The 15,638-nt window shown below is 65.9% G+C and carries 13 protein-coding genes; 6 read left to right on the top strand and 7 right to left on the bottom strand.

From position 1 onward, the window contains the following. Positions 1-88 precede the first annotated feature (88 nt). Both AC0L2J_RS10980 and AC0L2J_RS10975 read right to left on the bottom strand, forming a co-directional pair. Complete coding sequence (locus tag AC0L2J_RS10980; protein WP_473247104.1) at positions 89-595, bottom strand: hypothetical protein; 507 nt, start codon at positions 593-595, stop codon at positions 89-91. 341 nt (positions 596-936) lie between these two features. After that, complete coding sequence (locus AC0L2J_RS10975; protein WP_473389358.1) at positions 937-3,276, bottom strand: Tex family protein; 2,340 nt, start codon at positions 3,274-3,276, stop codon at positions 937-939. A 391-nt stretch (positions 3,277-3,667) separates the two neighbouring features. On the opposite strand from AC0L2J_RS10975, the gene atzD reads away from it, so the two are divergent. Both atzD and AC0L2J_RS10965 read left to right on the top strand, forming a co-directional pair. Further along, positions 3,668-4,780, top strand: coding sequence for a cyanuric acid amidohydrolase (atzD, locus tag AC0L2J_RS10970; protein ID WP_473389354.1), 1,113 nt, complete (start codon positions 3,668-3,670; stop codon positions 4,778-4,780). Between the two features lie 124 nt (positions 4,781-4,904). Further along, positions 4,905-6,374: an amidase gene (locus AC0L2J_RS10965; protein ID WP_473389350.1), complete on the top strand. Its 1,470-nt coding sequence runs from the start codon at positions 4,905-4,907 to the stop codon at positions 6,372-6,374. Between the two features lie 192 nt (positions 6,375-6,566). Here the strand turns inward: AC0L2J_RS10965 and AC0L2J_RS10960 are convergent, their stop codons facing one another. Continuing rightward, positions 6,567-6,887: a hypothetical protein gene (locus AC0L2J_RS10960; RefSeq protein ID WP_007614584.1), complete on the bottom strand. Its 321-nt coding sequence runs from the start codon at positions 6,885-6,887 to the stop codon at positions 6,567-6,569. A gap of 148 nt (positions 6,888-7,035) precedes the next feature. Between AC0L2J_RS10960 and AC0L2J_RS10955 the strand changes: the two genes are divergently transcribed. Both AC0L2J_RS10955 and AC0L2J_RS10950 read left to right on the top strand, forming a co-directional pair. Further along, entirely contained in the window at positions 7,036-7,944 is a 909-nt protein-coding gene (locus tag AC0L2J_RS10955; protein ID WP_063993841.1) for a PaaI family thioesterase, read from the top strand. A 67-nt stretch (positions 7,945-8,011) separates the two neighbouring features. Next, complete coding sequence (locus tag AC0L2J_RS10950) at positions 8,012-8,377, top strand: hypothetical protein (protein WP_007614586.1); 366 nt, start codon at positions 8,012-8,014, stop codon at positions 8,375-8,377. Here the strand turns inward: AC0L2J_RS10950 and poxB are convergent. The 3 genes from poxB to AC0L2J_RS10935 form a co-directional block, all read right to left on the bottom strand. Next, positions 8,374-10,110, bottom strand: a complete 1,737-nt coding sequence (poxB, locus tag AC0L2J_RS10945) for a ubiquinone-dependent pyruvate dehydrogenase (RefSeq protein ID WP_473389346.1) — start codon at positions 10,108-10,110, stop codon at positions 8,374-8,376. The two genes, AC0L2J_RS10950 and poxB, sit on opposite strands and share 4 nt — an antisense overlap. Before the next feature lie 80 nt (positions 10,111-10,190). Continuing rightward, complete coding sequence (locus AC0L2J_RS10940) at positions 10,191-10,823, bottom strand: 2-dehydro-3-deoxy-6-phosphogalactonate aldolase (RefSeq protein WP_473389343.1); 633 nt, start codon at positions 10,821-10,823, stop codon at positions 10,191-10,193. Between the two features lie 13 nt (positions 10,824-10,836). Continuing rightward, complete coding sequence (locus AC0L2J_RS10935) at positions 10,837-11,751, bottom strand: 2-dehydro-3-deoxygalactonokinase (RefSeq protein WP_473389339.1); 915 nt, start codon at positions 11,749-11,751, stop codon at positions 10,837-10,839. 238 nt (positions 11,752-11,989) lie between these two features. On the opposite strand from AC0L2J_RS10935, the gene AC0L2J_RS10930 reads away from it, so the two are divergent. Together AC0L2J_RS10930 and AC0L2J_RS10925 are read left to right on the top strand one after the other, a co-directional pair. Beyond that, entirely contained in the window at positions 11,990-13,087 is a 1,098-nt protein-coding gene (locus AC0L2J_RS10930; RefSeq protein ID WP_473247111.1) for an LLM class flavin-dependent oxidoreductase, read from the top strand. A gap of 55 nt (positions 13,088-13,142) precedes the next feature. Further along, positions 13,143-13,697, top strand: a complete 555-nt coding sequence (locus AC0L2J_RS10925) for a flavin reductase family protein (protein WP_473247112.1) — start codon at positions 13,143-13,145, stop codon at positions 13,695-13,697. Between the two features lie 73 nt (positions 13,698-13,770). Here the strand turns inward: AC0L2J_RS10925 and AC0L2J_RS10920 are convergent, their stop codons facing one another. Then, positions 13,771-15,627: a sigma-54-dependent Fis family transcriptional regulator gene (locus AC0L2J_RS10920; RefSeq protein WP_473389335.1), complete on the bottom strand. Its 1,857-nt coding sequence runs from the start codon at positions 15,625-15,627 to the stop codon at positions 13,771-13,773. Positions 15,628-15,638 lie beyond the last annotated feature (11 nt).

Genomic DNA, 15,638 nt, shown 5'->3' with positions numbered 1-15,638 from the left:
CGCGCGACGATCGCCACCAGACTATCCCGTTCCGGGGCTGAGCGGAACCGTCCGATGACGATCGCGACAATGGTGCGGTACGGCGATGCTAGTACCAAGAGTCTCCGCACACATTGACCCATTGCCACCCATAGGGCGTCAAGCTCCTGCGCCAGCAGCCGTCATTGTAGCCGGCATAGATGAAAGGTGCTCCGAAGAAGAAGCGATGGTGGTGCCGGAAGAAGGCATGGCGACCAATGAAGGGCCTGCCGTGCCAGCCGGAGCCAGCGAAGCGCGGCCCGATCGCCGCATGTGCGAAGCCGGCGCCGCCGAAGCCGGGTCCGCCAACATGGGCGAAACGGGCGCCACCCATGCCACCAACGTGCATGCCGCCGAAGCCACCGGCGTGCATGCCACCGCCGAAGCCTCCCGCGTGCATGCCACCACCACCGAAATGCCCGCCGCCACCAAAGCCGCCATGACCTCCGCCGCCAAAGCCGCCTCCGCCGTGACCTCCGCCTCCGCCACCGCCGCCACGGGCGAGCACAGGCGAAGCGAGCGCCATCACCGCGGCGACCGACACCGCCGTAAGGCCTTTGAGAATCCTGTTGTCCATCGAAGCGTCCTCCGTGCTGCGCAGCGATACCTGCCGCGCGAGGGGGCTCAGATGAAAGCAAGGGACCGGCACCTTCAACTTACAAAGGCGCCAGATTCTGACGCGGAAGTTAGGAGGCGTCCCGAATCTCTCCTCGTCATTGCGAGGAGCGAAGCGACGAAGCAATCCAGAGTCCCGCCGCGAAACGATTCTGGATTGCTTCGCTGCGCTCGCAATGACGATTGGATAGAGCTCTCCATACATCGACCAGTGCGATCAGCGGAGGCTCGGCCCTCACCCGGAATCCGCGCTTCGCGCGAATTCCGACCTCTCCCCGCAGAAGAGCGGGGACAGGTTAGAAGCTACGCCCGCTTGCCGCCGTTCTTCTCGGCCGCGCGGCGCAGCGCTTCGGCGAGCGCACCGCCGCCGCCGGAAGATTCCTGCTGGCGCGGGGTCGACGACGTCATGCGGGAGGGGTTGCGTGAGCTGTTGTCCCGCTGCATGCCGGGGGCGTCCTTCTTGGCGCCGACCTCGTCGTCGAGCCGCAGCGTCAGCGAGATGCGCTTGCGCGCGACCTCGAAGTCCAGCACCTTGACCTTGACGATGTCACCGGGCTTCACCACCTCGCGCGGATCCTTGATGTAGGTCCTGGACATCGCCGAGATGTGCACGAGCCCGTCCTGGTGCACGCCGATATCGACGAAGGCGCCGAACGCGGCGACGTTGGTCACGGTGCCCTCGAGGATCATGCCCTTCTTGAGGTGCTTGATCTCCTCGACGCCGTCCATGAACACTGCTGCCTTGAACGCCGGACGCGGGTCGCGGCCGGGCTTCTCGAGCTCGCGCAGGATGTCGGTGACGGTCGGCAGACCGAACGTCTCGTCCACGAAGTCTTTCGGCTTCAGCGTGCGAACGATGTCGCTGCTGCCGATCAGCGCCTTGATGTCGCTCTTGGTGGCGCTGAGAATCCGGCGCACCACCGGATAGGCTTCCGGATGCACGCCGGAGGCGTCGAGCGGGTCCTCGCCGCCGAGGATGCGCAGGAAGCCCGCGCACTGCTCGAACGCCTTGGGACCGAGCCGCGGCACGTCTTTCAGCGCCTTGCGCGACTTGAACGGACCGTTGGCGTCGCGGTGTGCCACGATGCTGGAGGCAAGGCCGGAGCCGACGCCCGACACGCGCGCGAGCAGCGGAGCGGACGCGGTGTTGACGTCGACGCCGACGGCGTTCACGCAGTCTTCGACCACCGCGTCGAGCGATTTGGCGAGCTTGGCCTGGCCGAGGTCGTGCTGGTACTGGCCGACGCCGATCGCCTTGGGCTCGATCTTGACGAGCTCGGCGAGCGGATCCTGAAGCCGCCGCGCGATGGACACCGCCCCGCGCAGGGTGACGTCGAGATCAGGCAACTCCTCCGAGGCGAAAGCCGAGGCCGAATAGACCGACGCGCCAGCTTCCGAGACCACGATCTTGGTCATCTTCAAGTCAGGCAGGCCCTTGACGAGGTCGGCCGCGAGCTTGTCGGTCTCGCGGGAGGCGGTGCCGTTGCCGATCGCGATCAGCTCGACGCGATGTTTCAGCGCGAGCTTGCCGAGGATCGCAAGCGCCTCGTTCCACTGCCGCTGCGGCTCGTGCGGGTAGATCACGGCGGTATCCACTACCTTGCCGGTTGCGTCGGTGACGGCGACCTTGACGCCGGTACGGAAGCCGGGATCGAGTCCCATGGTGACGCGGGTGCCGGCGGGCGCGGCCAGCAAGAGGTCGCGCAGGTTCGAGGCGAACACGCGCACGGCCTCGGTCTCGGCGGCATTCCACAACCGCATGCGCAGGTCGATGTTGAGATGCACCTGGATCTTTGTGCGCCAGGCCCAGCGCACGGTGTCGATCATCCAGCGGTCGCCGGCGCGCTTGAGGTCGGCGATGCCGAACCGCTTCATGATCTTCAATTCATACACACTCGGCACGCCCGGGGGCGATGCTTCGGCCTCGGCCTGGATCTGGAGATCGAGGATTTCTTCCTTCTCGCCGCGGAACATCGCGAGGATGCGGTGCGAGGGCAGCTTCGTCAGCGGCTCGGAGAACTCGAAATAGTCGGCGAACTTTTCGCCCTCGGTTTTCTTGCCGTCGCGCACCTTGGAGGCCATGCGCGCATTGGTCCACACCTCCTCGCGAAGCGCACCGATCAGGTCGGCGTCTTCGTCGAAACGCTCGACCAGGATGGCGCGGGCGCCATCGAGTGCCGCAGCGGCATCGGCAACGCCCTTCTCGGCATTGACGAAGGCTTCGGCGACGACCTTCGGATCGTTGGTGGGCTCGGCCATGAGCTGATTGGCGAGCGGCTCCAGGCCGGCTTCCTTGGCGATCTCCGCCTTGGTGCGGCGCTTCGGCTTGAACGGCAGATAGATGTCTTCGAGGCGCGCCTTGCTGTCGGCGGCGAGAATGGAGGCTTCCAGCGCGGCATCGAGCTTGCCCTGCTCGCGGACCGATTCGAGGATGGCCTTGCGGCGGTCCTCGAGCTCGCGCAGGTAACCCAGGCGCTCCTCCAGCGTGCGCAATTGCGCGTCGTCGAGCGCACCGGTCGCTTCCTTGCGGTAGCGGGCGATGAAGGGAACCGTGGCGCCGCCGTCGAGCAGCGCCACTGTCGCCTCGACCTGCTCCGCCCGAACCCCAAGCTCCTGCGCAATTTTCTGGTTGATATTTGCCACGCGAGAACCCCTCTATCCAAGCACCCATCGCGGAGGCGAACCACCGGCTGCGGGACGCCGCTTATGGACCAATCAGGGTTGATTCATCAAGGTGCGACGCACGGCCGTCGACAAGGGATTTTTTGTTGAGCCGATGCGATCTCGCCACAATCGTGGGAGCGACGAAGACGACGCACATACTTCGTCGTCGTCCTGGCGAAAGCCAGGACCCATACCGCGGAATTCATCGATTGTGGGCGGTATCAATACCGAACGACGAGCCTTCGCCAAACTCCCCCGTGGGGTAATGGGTCCTGGCTTTCGCCAGGACGACGAGGAGGACATCTTGACAGGCGCCGCGGTTCAGCGGCTGTTTTGTCGGCCGGGCTCCTGAACCCATGTGAGGACTATCATGCGAACGACATCGGTCGGCGTCTTCAGGATCGCCACCAAGGGCCCCGGCGACATCTCCGGATTGATCAGCATGATCGCCTCCGGCGCGATCGATCCGGCATCCATCCTGGCGATCCTCGGCAAGACCGAAGGCAATGGCGGCGTCAACGACTTTACCCGTGAATATGCCGTTGCCGCGCTGTGCACGGCGCTGGCGCCGCAGCTCGGCCTGTCGCCGCAGGAGGTCGAGCAACGCATCGCTTTCGTGATGTCCGGTGGCACCGAGGGTGTGCTGAGCCCGCACATCATCGTGTTCACGCGCCGGGACGTCCAGCAGCGCCCGCCAGGCATCTCCGGCAAGCGCCTGAGCATCGGCATGGCGCACACGCGGGATTTTCTCCCTGAAGAGCTCGGCCGCTCCGCTCAGATCACGGCGACAGCCGACGCCGTGAAGGCCGCGATGTCGGATGCCGGCATCGCCGATCCCGCCGACGTCCACTTCGTGCAGATCAAGTGCCCGCTGCTCACCAGTGAGCGCGTCGCGGCGGCGAATGCGCGCGGCCACAAGACGGTGACGACCAGCGCCTACAGCTCGATGGCCTATTCGCGCGGCGCTTCCGCGCTCGGGGTCGCGGTCGCGCTCGGGGAGATCGCAACCGACATTCGCGACGACGACGTGCTGCGACGCTACGATCTGTTCTCGAACGTGGCCTCGACCTCGTCCGGAATCGAGCTGATGCACAACGTCGTCATCGTGCTCGGCAATTCGATGTCCTCAACGAGCGAATTCGAGATCGGGCATGCCGTGATGAGCGATGCGATCGACGCTGCCGCGGTGCTTGCGGCGCTGGAGAGCGTCGGGCTCGGTGCCGCGCCGCAGACGACGACCGGCCGCGAGCTCGTCAACATCTTCGCCAAGGCCGAGGCCCCGCCTGATGGCAGCGTGCGCGGCTTCCGCCACACCATGCTGGAAGATACCGATATCAGCTCGACACGCCACGCACGGGCTGCCGTCGGCGGCCTGATTGCCGGCCTCGCCGGCACCGGGGCGGTCTACGTCTCCGGCGGCGCCGAGCATCAGGGCCCCGCCGGCGGCGGGCCGGTCGCGGTGATCGCAAAGCTCTCGAATTGATGCGCGCGCATGCAATGCGGGATTACCTCTCCATCCGGCGCAACCCTGCCCTTCGCGCCGCTCAGTTGATTAAAGTGTTCCTGTGCGAAACTAAGATGGCGCCGCACGAAGAGGTTTGGATCGCATGACTTTTCCGATGAGCTGGAACGAATGGGCGCAGCACGATGGCGTGGGGCTGGCCGCGCGCGTCCGCAAGGGCGAGCTCACGGCAAAGGAGTTGGCGCGCCAGGCCGCCGCGGGCGTCGCCAAGGTCAATCCGGCACTGGCGGGCGTGGTCGAGTTGTTCGATGACGTGATCGCCGATCCGGCCAAGGACGGCGCCAATCTCGCCGGCCCGTTCGCAGGCCTGCCCTTCCTGATGAAGGACCTCGGCCCGACCATGAAGGGCCGGCTCCAGGAGATGGGCTCGCTGCTGATGCGCGGCAATCGCGCCAGCGCCGACACGTTCCTGACCGGCAAATTCCGCCAGGCCGGACTGAACCTGATCGGACGCACCACGACGCCGGAATTCGGCGTGTGCAGCTCGGCCGACAATCCCGCCGTCTATGTCACGCGCAATCCCTGGGATACCGACTACACCACCTGCGGCTCGTCGGCCGGCAGCGCCGCAATGGTGGCCGCCGGCGTGGTGCCGATCGCGCACGCGACCGACGGCGGCGGCTCGATCCGCATTCCCGCCGGCGTCAACGGCAATATCGGCCTGAAGGTCTCGCGCGGCGTGTTCTCGCTGGCACCGCACATGTCCGATCTCACCGGCCTCGTCTCAATCCAGGGCTGCCAGTCGCGCTCGGTGCGCGACACCGCCGCCTTCGTCGATCACGCAAGGGGAGCGGCGCCCGGCGAATTCATGCCGTTCTGGACCACGGCGCAGCCATATTCCGAGATGATCAAGCGCGATCCGTCAAAACTTCGCATCGCGCTGTCGCACAGCTGGGGCGACTACACCGCGACGCCCGAGATCGCAGCCGAACTGGCGAAGGCCGGCCGCTTCCTCGAAGGCCTCGGCCATCACGTCGACTACGCCTTGCCCGAAGTCGACTTCCGCGCCGCGTTCGAGGCGCAGACGACCTGCTACATTTCGAATTTTGCCGTGGTGATCTCCAACATGCTCGCCGCGCGCGGGCTGGAACGGCCGCCGGAAGATCTCATCGAGCCGATGAATATCCGGATCTGGGAAGCCGGCCGGCACACGAGCTTCGCCGAGCGGGCGAAGATGCAAGGCGCGTTCAACACGACCTCGCGCGCCTTCGGCGCCTTCTTCGAGCAGTGGGACGTGATCCTGACCCCGATCACCGCGCTGCCGACGCCGAAGGTCGGCACCAGGGAATATCTCACCATCTCCGACAACCCCGACGTGCTCGACTGGTTCGGCAATCTCTGGCGCTTCTTCGCCTTCACGCCGCTCGCCAATCTCTGCGGCATGCCCGCGATCTCGATGCCGATGGCCACGCAGAACCACGGCCTGCCGCTCGGCATCCAGGCGATTGCGAAACAGGCCAATGACGGCCTCCTGCTGCAACTCGCCGCCCAGATCGAGCGCGCGCTCGACGGCAAGTGGAACGACGGCAGGAAGCCGAAGGTGCATGTGAGCTGAAGCGGAGCTATTCGCCTTGACGAGAGTTCACGTCCCCGCGGCCATCCTTCGAGACGCCCGCGTTGCGGGCTCCTCAGGATGAGGTCTGGTTTAGCGGCGAGGCGAAATGTCAGACCCTCATGGTGAGGAGACCGCGAAGCGGTCGTCTCGAACCATAAGGCCAAGCGCGCGAGCCAACCTCCAAAGCGGATCTCAGTTCTTCACGGTCGGAATTTCCTCCGGCCGGGGCTGCTGCTGGCCCTGCTGGTACATCGCCAGCGCCTTTTCGAGCGCTTCGCGCAGCGCCAGCGCCGCGGCCACGCTGCAGCGCAGATGCGCGGTCTGGACCACGTCGACCCTGACGGCGGCGCCGACCGGCATCAACAGGTTCGCCGCAAGTTCGATCTGAATCGCGCCGTTGTGGTGGCCGAAGCAGGATGCGCCGTCGAAATAGATGATCGGCGCCCGCTCCGAGCTCGAGGTCGAAATGATGACGGGCCCCTGGCTGGTGGCGGGCGTTTCGGAATCGGCCATGGGTACTCCTTGCGGCTAGTCGGACGAACGAAGCGCCCACCATCGTTGCTTCGGCCCGCCCTGTCGAGGCCAAACCGCCCCCGGCGCCTGCCGCCGGACACGCATCCGGGGTTTTGCGCCGCGCCCGCCACTGGTCTAGAACGTCCTCATGTCCAGCTCACCGACCACACTTTCGTTCGAGGACCTCGCCGAGGCGATCCAGGGCCGCCGCTCCGATTACGGCCGTATCAGCGGGCTCCAGCTCGATCGCTTCGCACCTCGCGAGGCCTGGTCCAGCCTGCCCTACCGGCCTGTCTTCGTCGGCGACACCGAGACCGGCGTCCTGCATGGCGGGGTCGTCACCGCGATGCTGGACGAGAGCTGCGGCATGGCAGTGCAGCTCGCGCTCGACGGCACGAGCGCCATCGCGACGCTCGATCTGCGCATCGACTATCAGAAGCCGGCAACGCCCGGCCTCGACATCAAGGCGCATTCGGTCTGCTATCGCACCACGCGTTCGATCGCCTTCGTGCGCTCGACTGCCTATCAGGAGTCCGAGGACGATCCGGTCGCGACCGCGACCGCCTGCTTCATGATCGGCGCCAACCGCACCAACATGCTCGCGGATCGCAGGATGGACTCGCTCGACATCCCGACGCTGGAGGCGCCGGACGATCCGGAAGGCCCGTTCGCCAACAGTCCGTTCGCGCGTTGCCTCGGCATTCGTGTCAACGACGACGACACACTGACGATGCCGTTCTCGCCCAAGATCATCGGCAACCCGATCCTGCCCGCGATTCATGGCGGCATGACCGGCGCCTTCCTCGAGACCGCCGCGATCTTCGGAGTGGCGCGCGAGCTCGGCGTCGCCGCACTGCCCAAGCCGATCGGACTCACCGTCAACTATCTGCGCTCGGGCCGCGCGCTCGACACGTTCGCCAACGTTTCGATCGTGAAGCAGGGCCGGCGCATTGTCGCCTTCGAGGCGCGGGCCTGGCAGGACGATGCGAACAAGCCGATCGCCACCGCCTTCGGCCATTTCATGCTGCGGCCGACGCCCGGAAACGACGAGGAATAGGCGCATTTTCCCTTGACGGCCAAGGTCTGGGCCACAACGATAGCGCGTTCCCGCGAGAGGTATTGGGTTGCGGCATCCGCTCGACATCATCGCCATGTTCGCCGCGCTCTGGCTGCTGGCAGCGATGGTGCTCGACGCGCTGACGCCGAAGGAGCTGACCGCGGTGATGATTGGCATTGCCATCGGACCCGCCATCGTCATCACCGCCGTGTTCTACTATCTGCGCTGCCCGCGCCTGGATTTCGCGGTGATGTTCGCAGCGCTCTGGCTGATCTCCGACATCGGCATTGCGTTCATCTCACCGGCGCAGCTGCCGCATTTCCTGATCGCGCTCGGCTTCGTGCCGGCACTGCTGATCGGCATCGTGCTGCACTGGCAACGCTTCCAGCGCCGCCATGAGCGGCTGCCCGTGCCGTCGGTCAAGCGCGGCTAGCGCGGCAGCAAATTGGTCTTGGCGAGATCGACGACCTCGTCGCCGCGGCCATTCATCACCGCGCGCAAGACCCAGAGGCTGAAGCCTTTGATCTGCTCGGGCGTGATGGTCGGCGGCATCGACAGCTCCTGCTTCGCGGTGACGACGTCGAGCAGCGCCGGCCCGCTGTGGGCCAGCATCTCCTTCACCGCCCCCGAGAGTTCGCCGGGATCCTCGACGCGCCGCGCAAAGATGCCCATGGCGCGCGCCATCGCCGCGAAGTCCGGATTCTCCAGATCGACATTGGTGTCGACGAAGCCGGCCGCCTTCATCTCCAGTGCGACGAAGCCGAGCACACCGTTGTTGAAGATGACCACCTTCACCGGTAGCTTCATCTGCATCAGCGTGATCAGATCGCCCATCAGCATCGTGAAGCCGCCGTCGCCCGAGAGCGAGATCACCTGGCGGCCGGGCTGCGCGGCCTGCGCGCCGATCGCCTGCGGCATGGCGTTGGCCATCGAGCCGTGCACGAACGAGCCGATCAGCCGGCGGCGGCCGTTCATCTCGAGATAGCGCGCGGCCCACACCGTCGGCGTGCCGACATCGGCGGTGAACACCGCATCATCGCTCGCATGGTCGCTGATGACCTTTGCCAGGTATTGCGGATGGATCGGTTTGCTGCCCGGCGTGCCCTTGGCGAGCGAGTTGAGGCCCTCGCGCGCCTTCTTGTAATGCGCGATCGCATCGTCGAGGTGCTTGCGCTGCGTCTTGGATTTCAGCAGCGGCAGCAGCGCCTCGAGGGTGAGCTTGACGTCGCCGACCAGGCCGAGATCGAGCTTGCAGCGGCGCCCGAGATTTTCCGGACGGATGTCGATCTGCGCGATCTTTGCATCGGTCGGGAAGAACTGCTTGTAGGGAAAATCGGTCCCGAGCATCACCAGCGCGTCGCAAGCGTGCATGGCCGCATAGCCCGAGGAGAAGCCGATGAAGCCGGTCATGCCGACATCGTAGGGATTGTCGTATTCGACATGCTCCTTGCCGCCCAGCGCATGCACGATCGGGCTCTTCAAAGCTTCCGCAAGCTGCATCAACGGCGCATGCGCGCCGGCGCAGCCGCGACCGCAGAACAAGGTGATGCGCTCGGCGCCATTCAAGAGGTCCGCGAGCGCCTTCAGCTCATCGGCCTGCGGCACGACCTTCGGCGCCGACAGCGCAAGGCCACGCGCCGTCGACAGCGCGCGCTTGGGTGGGCTACGGAAGGCGACGTCGCCGGGCATGGCGACGACGGCAACGCCGCGCATGCCCACCGCCGCGCGGATGGCGTTTTCCAGCACGTAAGGCAGCTGGCTCGGATCGGAGACCAGCTCGCAATAATGGCTGCACTCGCGGAACAGGTTTTGCGGATGGGTCTCCTGGAAATAGCCGCTGCCGATCTCGGCGGTCGGGATTTGCGCGGCGATCGCCAGCACCGGAACGCGGCTGCGATGTGCGTCGAACAGGCCGTTGATGAGATGCAGATTGCCGGGACCACACGAGCCCGCGCACACCGCAAGGCTCCCCGTCATCTCCGCTTCCCCGGCCGCGGCGAAGGCCGCAACCTCCTCGTGCCGGACATGGATCCACTCGATCGTGCCGCGCCGCCGCAGCGCTTCGGTCAGCGCATTCAGGCTGTCGCCGACGATGCCGTAGATGCGCTTGACGCCGGCCTGTTCGAGCGTTGCCACGAACAGATCGGCCACGTTGTTGATCGCCATGTCGGTCTCCTGATCTCGCTTCTTCGGCAAGATAGGATAACGCGCGACCGTGACCGCATCACGGCTGGTTTATTGCGGGGTCAGTCTTTCGCAATCGCCCGATCGTAGGCCGCGATCGTCAACTTTGCGCGCGCGGCGACATCAGCCGCCGACATGCCGGGCTTGTAGAGGCTGGAGCCGAGCCCGAACGCCGTGACGCCACCCTTGATGTACTCCGCAAAATTCTGATCGGAGACGCCGCCGACGGCGGCGATCATCACGCCGGCCGGCAGCACGGCGCGAATCGCGGCGATGCCGGATGCACCGAGCACGCTGGCCGGAAAGAATTTCAGGCCCGAGGCGCCGGAGCGCGCGGCATGCAGCGCCTCGGTCGGCGAGAATACGCCCGGCAACGTCACCATGGCGTACTGATGTGCACGCGTAAGCACCTGTGTATCCACATTCGGCGAGACCATCAGCTTGCCGCCGACATCATTGAGCCGATCGACATCTGCGGTGGTCAGCACCGTGCCGGCGCCGATCAGCACGCCCGCCGGCGCCTGTTTCACGGCCGTTGCGATGGAGCGGAACGGGTCCTGCGAGTTCAGCGGGATCTCGATCGCAGTCATGCCGGCTTCGATCAGCACGCCGACGATGGCCTGCGTCTCCTCGGGCTTCACGCCGCGCAGGATCGCGACCAGTGGCCGCTTCATCGCCGGAAAGGGAACGCTCATCTCGACAGTCCTCTCATTTCATCCAGATCGCAGCAGCCGCCATCGACAGACCGCGGCGGACGGCTTCATCGGCATCGACCGGGTTCACAGTGACCGACAGCGCGCCGAAAGCCAGCCGGTACAACGTCGCGAGCCGCCCCGAGGCAATCAAGGTAATGCCTGATTTCGGCACGGCGCCAGACAGCCCCGCGGCCAGCTCGATGCCGATCAAGGTGCCCGACAGCGTTTCGCGCGCGGCAGCTGGCGTGCCGCCGAACAGCAACTGCCGCGACCGCGCGGTGAACAGAAGGTTGGCTGCAAAGGCCGGCGCTTCATACGCAGACTTCACCGCTGCCTGGAAGCTCGCGACATCCTCGGCGTCATCGGCCCCGGCAACCGCAAGCGACAAAATCGTCTCGCGCGAGACGACGCTGAAGAGCTCGCCGGTCATGAAGGTGGAGAAACGCGCGACGGTGCCGTCCTTCAGGCGCACCCATTTCGAATGCGTGCCGGGCATGCAGACCAGCGCTTCGCCGGCGGCATCGAGCCCGAGCGCGCCGAGCAATTGCGTCTCCTCGCCGCGCATCACGTCCGGCGCTCTTGGATCGCGCTGCGCGATACCCGGCAGGATGCGGATGTCGCGTGCTTCGCCCGGCACGCGCGCGGCCTGCTTCAGAACGGCGGAGAGTGGTGCCGGCGTGTCGACATAGCCGGCCTCGACCCAGCCCGTCTTGGCGCCGGCCATGCCGCAGACCAGAACCGGCAGTTGAGCTGGTGCTTCGACGGCGGCAAGATGCGATTGCAGCACGACCGCGAAACCGGTCTTTGCCGCCGCCAGCATGCCCTCATCGCTGCGGCGTTCGGCCAGCACCACGCCGGTACGATCGATCAACCAGAGCCGGAAGCTGCTGGTGCCCCAGTCCACCGCGACGTAAGCGGGTTCGGTCATCTCGGTTCTCGTCCTCGTCTCACCGGCAAGACGCCGTCTCGCGACAATGAGACGACATCAGGCAAATTCGCCCCGGGATATCGGCTATTGCCGCCGCAAACCAGCGTTTTCTCGCGGGTCTGAGACGCTGTAGTGCTGGCACACCGCTTGCGGAGCGGTGGCACACCGCTTGCTCAAGCAACCCTGCTCACATCCGTGAACCGCGCAACAAGACGCGTCAATTGTGGAGAGGAAACCCATGGAGATCGGCTATTTCACGATGCCTTCGCACCCGCCGGAGTGCGGCCTGAAGGAAGGGAACGACTGGGACCTGCAGGTCATGCGCTGGCTCGACGAGCTCGGCTATCAGGAGGCCTGGGTCGGCGAGCACCATACCGCTCCGTGGGAACCCAATCCCACGCCGGATCTGCTGATTGCACAGGCCCTGATGCAGACCAAGAATATTCGCATCGGACCGGGCGGCTTCCTGCTGCCCTATCACCACCCGGCCGAACTCGCCAACCGCGTCGCCATGCTCGATCATCTCTCCGGGGGGCGACTCAATTTCGGCGTCGCAGCCAGCGGCCTGCCGAGCGACTGGGCGATGTTCAACGTCGACGGCATGAGCGGACAGAACCGCGACATGACGCGCGAGGCGCTCGAGATCATTCTGAAGATGTGGAGCGATCCCGCGCCCTGGACCTACAAGGGTAAATTCTGGACGGTGACCAAGCCGGACACGATGTTCGACTTCCTCAAGCCGCACATCAAGCCGTTGCAGACGCCGCATCCGCCGATCGGCGTCGCCGGTCTGTCGAAGAACTCGGACACGCTGAAGCTCGCCGGTGAGCGCGGCTTCATCCCGATGAGCCTCAACCTGAACCCGGCCTATGTCGGCAGTCATTGGGATTCGGTCGTAGCAGGTGCCGCCAAGACCGGGCGCAAGCCGGATCGCGCGGATTGGCGGCTGGTGCGCGAGGTGTTCGTCGCCGATACCGACGAGGAGGCGTGGAAGCTCTCGACCGGCGACATGATGGGGCGGATGATGGGCGAGTACTTCCTGCCGCTGCTCGGGCATTTCGGCTTCAAGGACTATCTGAAGCACGCGCCCGACGTGCCCGATAGCGACGTCACCGTCGAATATTGCGCCAAGCGGAACTGGATCGTCGGCTCGCCCGCGACCGTCGCCGAGAAAATCGAGAAGATCTACGAGGAAGTCGGCGGCTTCGGCGTGCTGCTGGTGTTCGGCTTCGACTACAAGCACAAGGCTGAAGCCTGGCATCACTCGCTGTCGCTGCTGAGGAACGAGGTGATGCCGCGCCTGAAGCATCTCGGCTCCGCGAAGAAGGCGGCTTGACCCGATGCGGATGCGGCGCGATCGTGCCGCATCCGTTCTTACTGGAGACCATCGCGTGAGCGTGGACGCTAAGAATTTCAAGCAGGCGATGCGCCAGTGCGCCGGCGCGGTCGCGCTGGTGACGGTGGGGGCCGAGCACGGCAAGCGCACGGGGCTGACGGTGACCTCGGCCTGCTCGCTGTCGGACAATCCGCCATCCCTGATCGTCTGCGTCAACCGCAACGCCAGTGCGCACGCGCGTATCCGCGAGGAAGGCGCGTTCGCGATCAACTTCCTGCACGAGGACCATGCGGCGCTGGCGCTGACCTTCAGTGGCCAGAAGGGCATCAATGGCGACGACCGTTTTGCGTTCGGGGAGTGGACGCGCGGGGTGACCGGCGCGCCGGTGCTGAGCGATGCGGTCGCCGCGTTCGACTGCGTGCTGGCCCAGGAATTCGAGACGTCGACGCATTCGATCTTCGTCGGCGAGGTGCGCGGCGTGTCGTATTCCGACGGGACTGCGCCGCTGGTATATCTGCGCAGCAGCTTCCACGCACCGCGCGAAATCCGTGGGACAGTCACAGTCGGAGATCTCGATTCCCGGCATCTGAGCTGGAGTGATTTTTCGTAAGGCAGCGGCGGCGAGTTCGCTACCGTTCCCTTCTCCCCTTGCGGGAGAAGGTGGCGCCGCACGCAGCTGAGGGCTACTGCGCCGTCTCGATCTTCAACTGCTTGATCTTCCGATACAGCGTGGCACGGCTCAGCTTCAGCGCGCGCGCCGCTTCGGTCACATGGCCGCCATGCTTGCGTAGCGCCTCTACGATCGTGGCGCGTTCGGCCGCTGCCAGATCCGGCTCCGCCGCCCTTCCACCAAACGGCGGCAGATCGAGGTCGGCGTCGGTGATGACGCCGTCCTCCGCCGTGCAGCCGGCGAGCCGCAGCACATGGCGGAGCTGGCGCATGTTGCCGGGATAGGGATAGGCCGCGAGCTGCGCCCAGGCCTCGTCCGAGAGGGAGCAGTTCGGCGCTTCCTCGCGGGCGATCTGGCGGATGACGTCGTCGCGGTCCGCGCGCTCGCGCAGAGCCGGCAGCCGCACCTCCATGCCGCGCAGACGGAAATAGAGGTCGGTGCGGAAGGCGCCCTCCTCGGCCATGCGGCCGAGATCGCGATGGGTAGCGCTGATCAGGCGAATGTCGACCGGCACCGGCTTCAGCGCGCCGAGCGGCCACACTTCGCGGTTCTCCAGCACACGCAGCAGTCGCGTCTGCAGCGCGATCGGCATGTCGCCGATCTCATCGAGGAACAGCGTGCCGCCGTCGGCCTGCACGATCAGGCCCTTCGAGCCGTCGCGGCGTGCGCCGGTGAAGGCGCCGGCCTCGTAGCCGAACAGCTCGGCATCGATCAGGCTTTCCGGCATCGCCGCGCAGTTCAGCGCGACATAGTTGTGGCGTGCGCGATTGCCGGCTGCGTGAATGGCACGAGCGAACACATCCTTGCCGACGCCGGTCTCACCATGTAGCAGCACCGGCAGATTGTGATCGCCGATGCTTCTGAGCCGCTTTACACTCTTGATCAGTCCGGGATCGCGACCGGCGAGCCGGTGCAGCGCGTCGAACCGGTCCACAGGAGCGTCACGACGCTGCGTGGACGGCCGTGGTCGCAGCGGCGGCGCGACATGGCCATGCCCCAACGGAGTGCCATCGGCCCGGCGCAGCTCGACGAGATCGTCTGCGTCGCGCGCGGCGGGATGGTCGAATTTGACGTAGCGCAACAGATCGATGCCGGCTGCGATCAAGCCATCCGTGAGACCCAGCAGTGCGCGCGCCGAACGGCAGGCGCCGACAATGCGGCGATCGTCGTCATAGGCGAGCAGGCCGCTGCCGCCGTCGCCCGGGACGGTCGCGATCCAGGCGTTGCGGAAATGACCGCGGAAGATCGCCCCCTCCATGCGCCGCGTCGCCTCCATCGTCACCGCCAGCGCAAGCTGATGCGCGGTGCGTTCGAGGTCCTCGCGGCAGGAGGTGATGTTGACGGCGCCTGCGAGCCGTCCGGCCTGGTCGAACAGCGGCGTCACGGCGCAGGAGAACATGTGCCACTGCGCGCGAAAATGCTCGTCGCGATGCACCAGGATCGGCTTCTGCTCGGCGAGTGCGGTGCCGAGCCCGTTGGTGCCTTCGAAGGCCTCGGAAAAATTGGAGCCGGTGTAGATCTTCCAGTCCATGAATAGTCGTGCGTCGGCCTCGCCGGGCAGACGGCTGAACAGCATGGTTGCGTTCACGTCTGCCAGATTGACGCAATAGCCGGCATCGCGCAGCACACGGGCGAGGTCGTCGAGCTCCGGTGTTACGAGCCGGATCGTCTCCTCCATGGGTTCGGCGACGCGACGAATCTCGACTTCGGTCAGCGTCTGCGGCGGCCCCTGACGGGCGGGATCGAGCTTGTGGCTGACCAGGCAGCGCCGCCAGGAATTGGCAATGCGCGAAGAGGCATCGACGTCGGCCACGTGATTGGCGACGGACAAGACGCGGGCGACATGGTTCGAGGCCGAAAGGCTGGCCATCGCGGACGTCT

This window comes from Bradyrhizobium sp. MV1.5 (assembly GCF_055807615.1).
Note: the sequence above shows the minus strand (reverse complement) of the source record. Positions and strands in the feature narration are given on the sequence as shown.

What these genes read in the sequence shown, in the direction of transcription:
- atzD (WP_473389354.1), top strand. Translation starts at nt 3,668, where the DNA reads ATGCGAACGACATCGGTCGGCGTCTTCAGGATCGCCACCAAGGGCCCC.
- AC0L2J_RS10920 (WP_473389335.1), bottom strand. Translation starts at nt 15,627, where the DNA reads ATGGCCAGCCTTTCGGCCTCGAACCATGTCGCCCGCGTCTTGTCCGTC.
- AC0L2J_RS10980 (WP_473247104.1), bottom strand. Translation starts at nt 595, where the DNA reads ATGGACAACAGGATTCTCAAAGGCCTTACGGCGGTGTCGGTCGCCGCG.
- AC0L2J_RS10965 (WP_473389350.1), top strand. Translation starts at nt 4,905, where the DNA reads ATGACTTTTCCGATGAGCTGGAACGAATGGGCGCAGCACGATGGCGTG.
- poxB (WP_473389346.1), bottom strand. Translation starts at nt 10,110, where the DNA reads ATGGCGATCAACAACGTGGCCGATCTGTTCGTGGCAACGCTCGAACAG.
- AC0L2J_RS10960 (WP_007614584.1), bottom strand. Translation starts at nt 6,887, where the DNA reads ATGGCCGATTCCGAAACGCCCGCCACCAGCCAGGGGCCCGTCATCATT.
- AC0L2J_RS10940 (WP_473389343.1), bottom strand. Translation starts at nt 10,823, where the DNA reads ATGAGCGTTCCCTTTCCGGCGATGAAGCGGCCACTGGTCGCGATCCTG.
- AC0L2J_RS10955 (WP_063993841.1), top strand. Translation starts at nt 7,036, where the DNA reads ATGTCCAGCTCACCGACCACACTTTCGTTCGAGGACCTCGCCGAGGCG.
- AC0L2J_RS10935 (WP_473389339.1), bottom strand. Translation starts at nt 11,751, where the DNA reads ATGACCGAACCCGCTTACGTCGCGGTGGACTGGGGCACCAGCAGCTTC.
- AC0L2J_RS10930 (WP_473247111.1), top strand. Translation starts at nt 11,990, where the DNA reads ATGGAGATCGGCTATTTCACGATGCCTTCGCACCCGCCGGAGTGCGGC.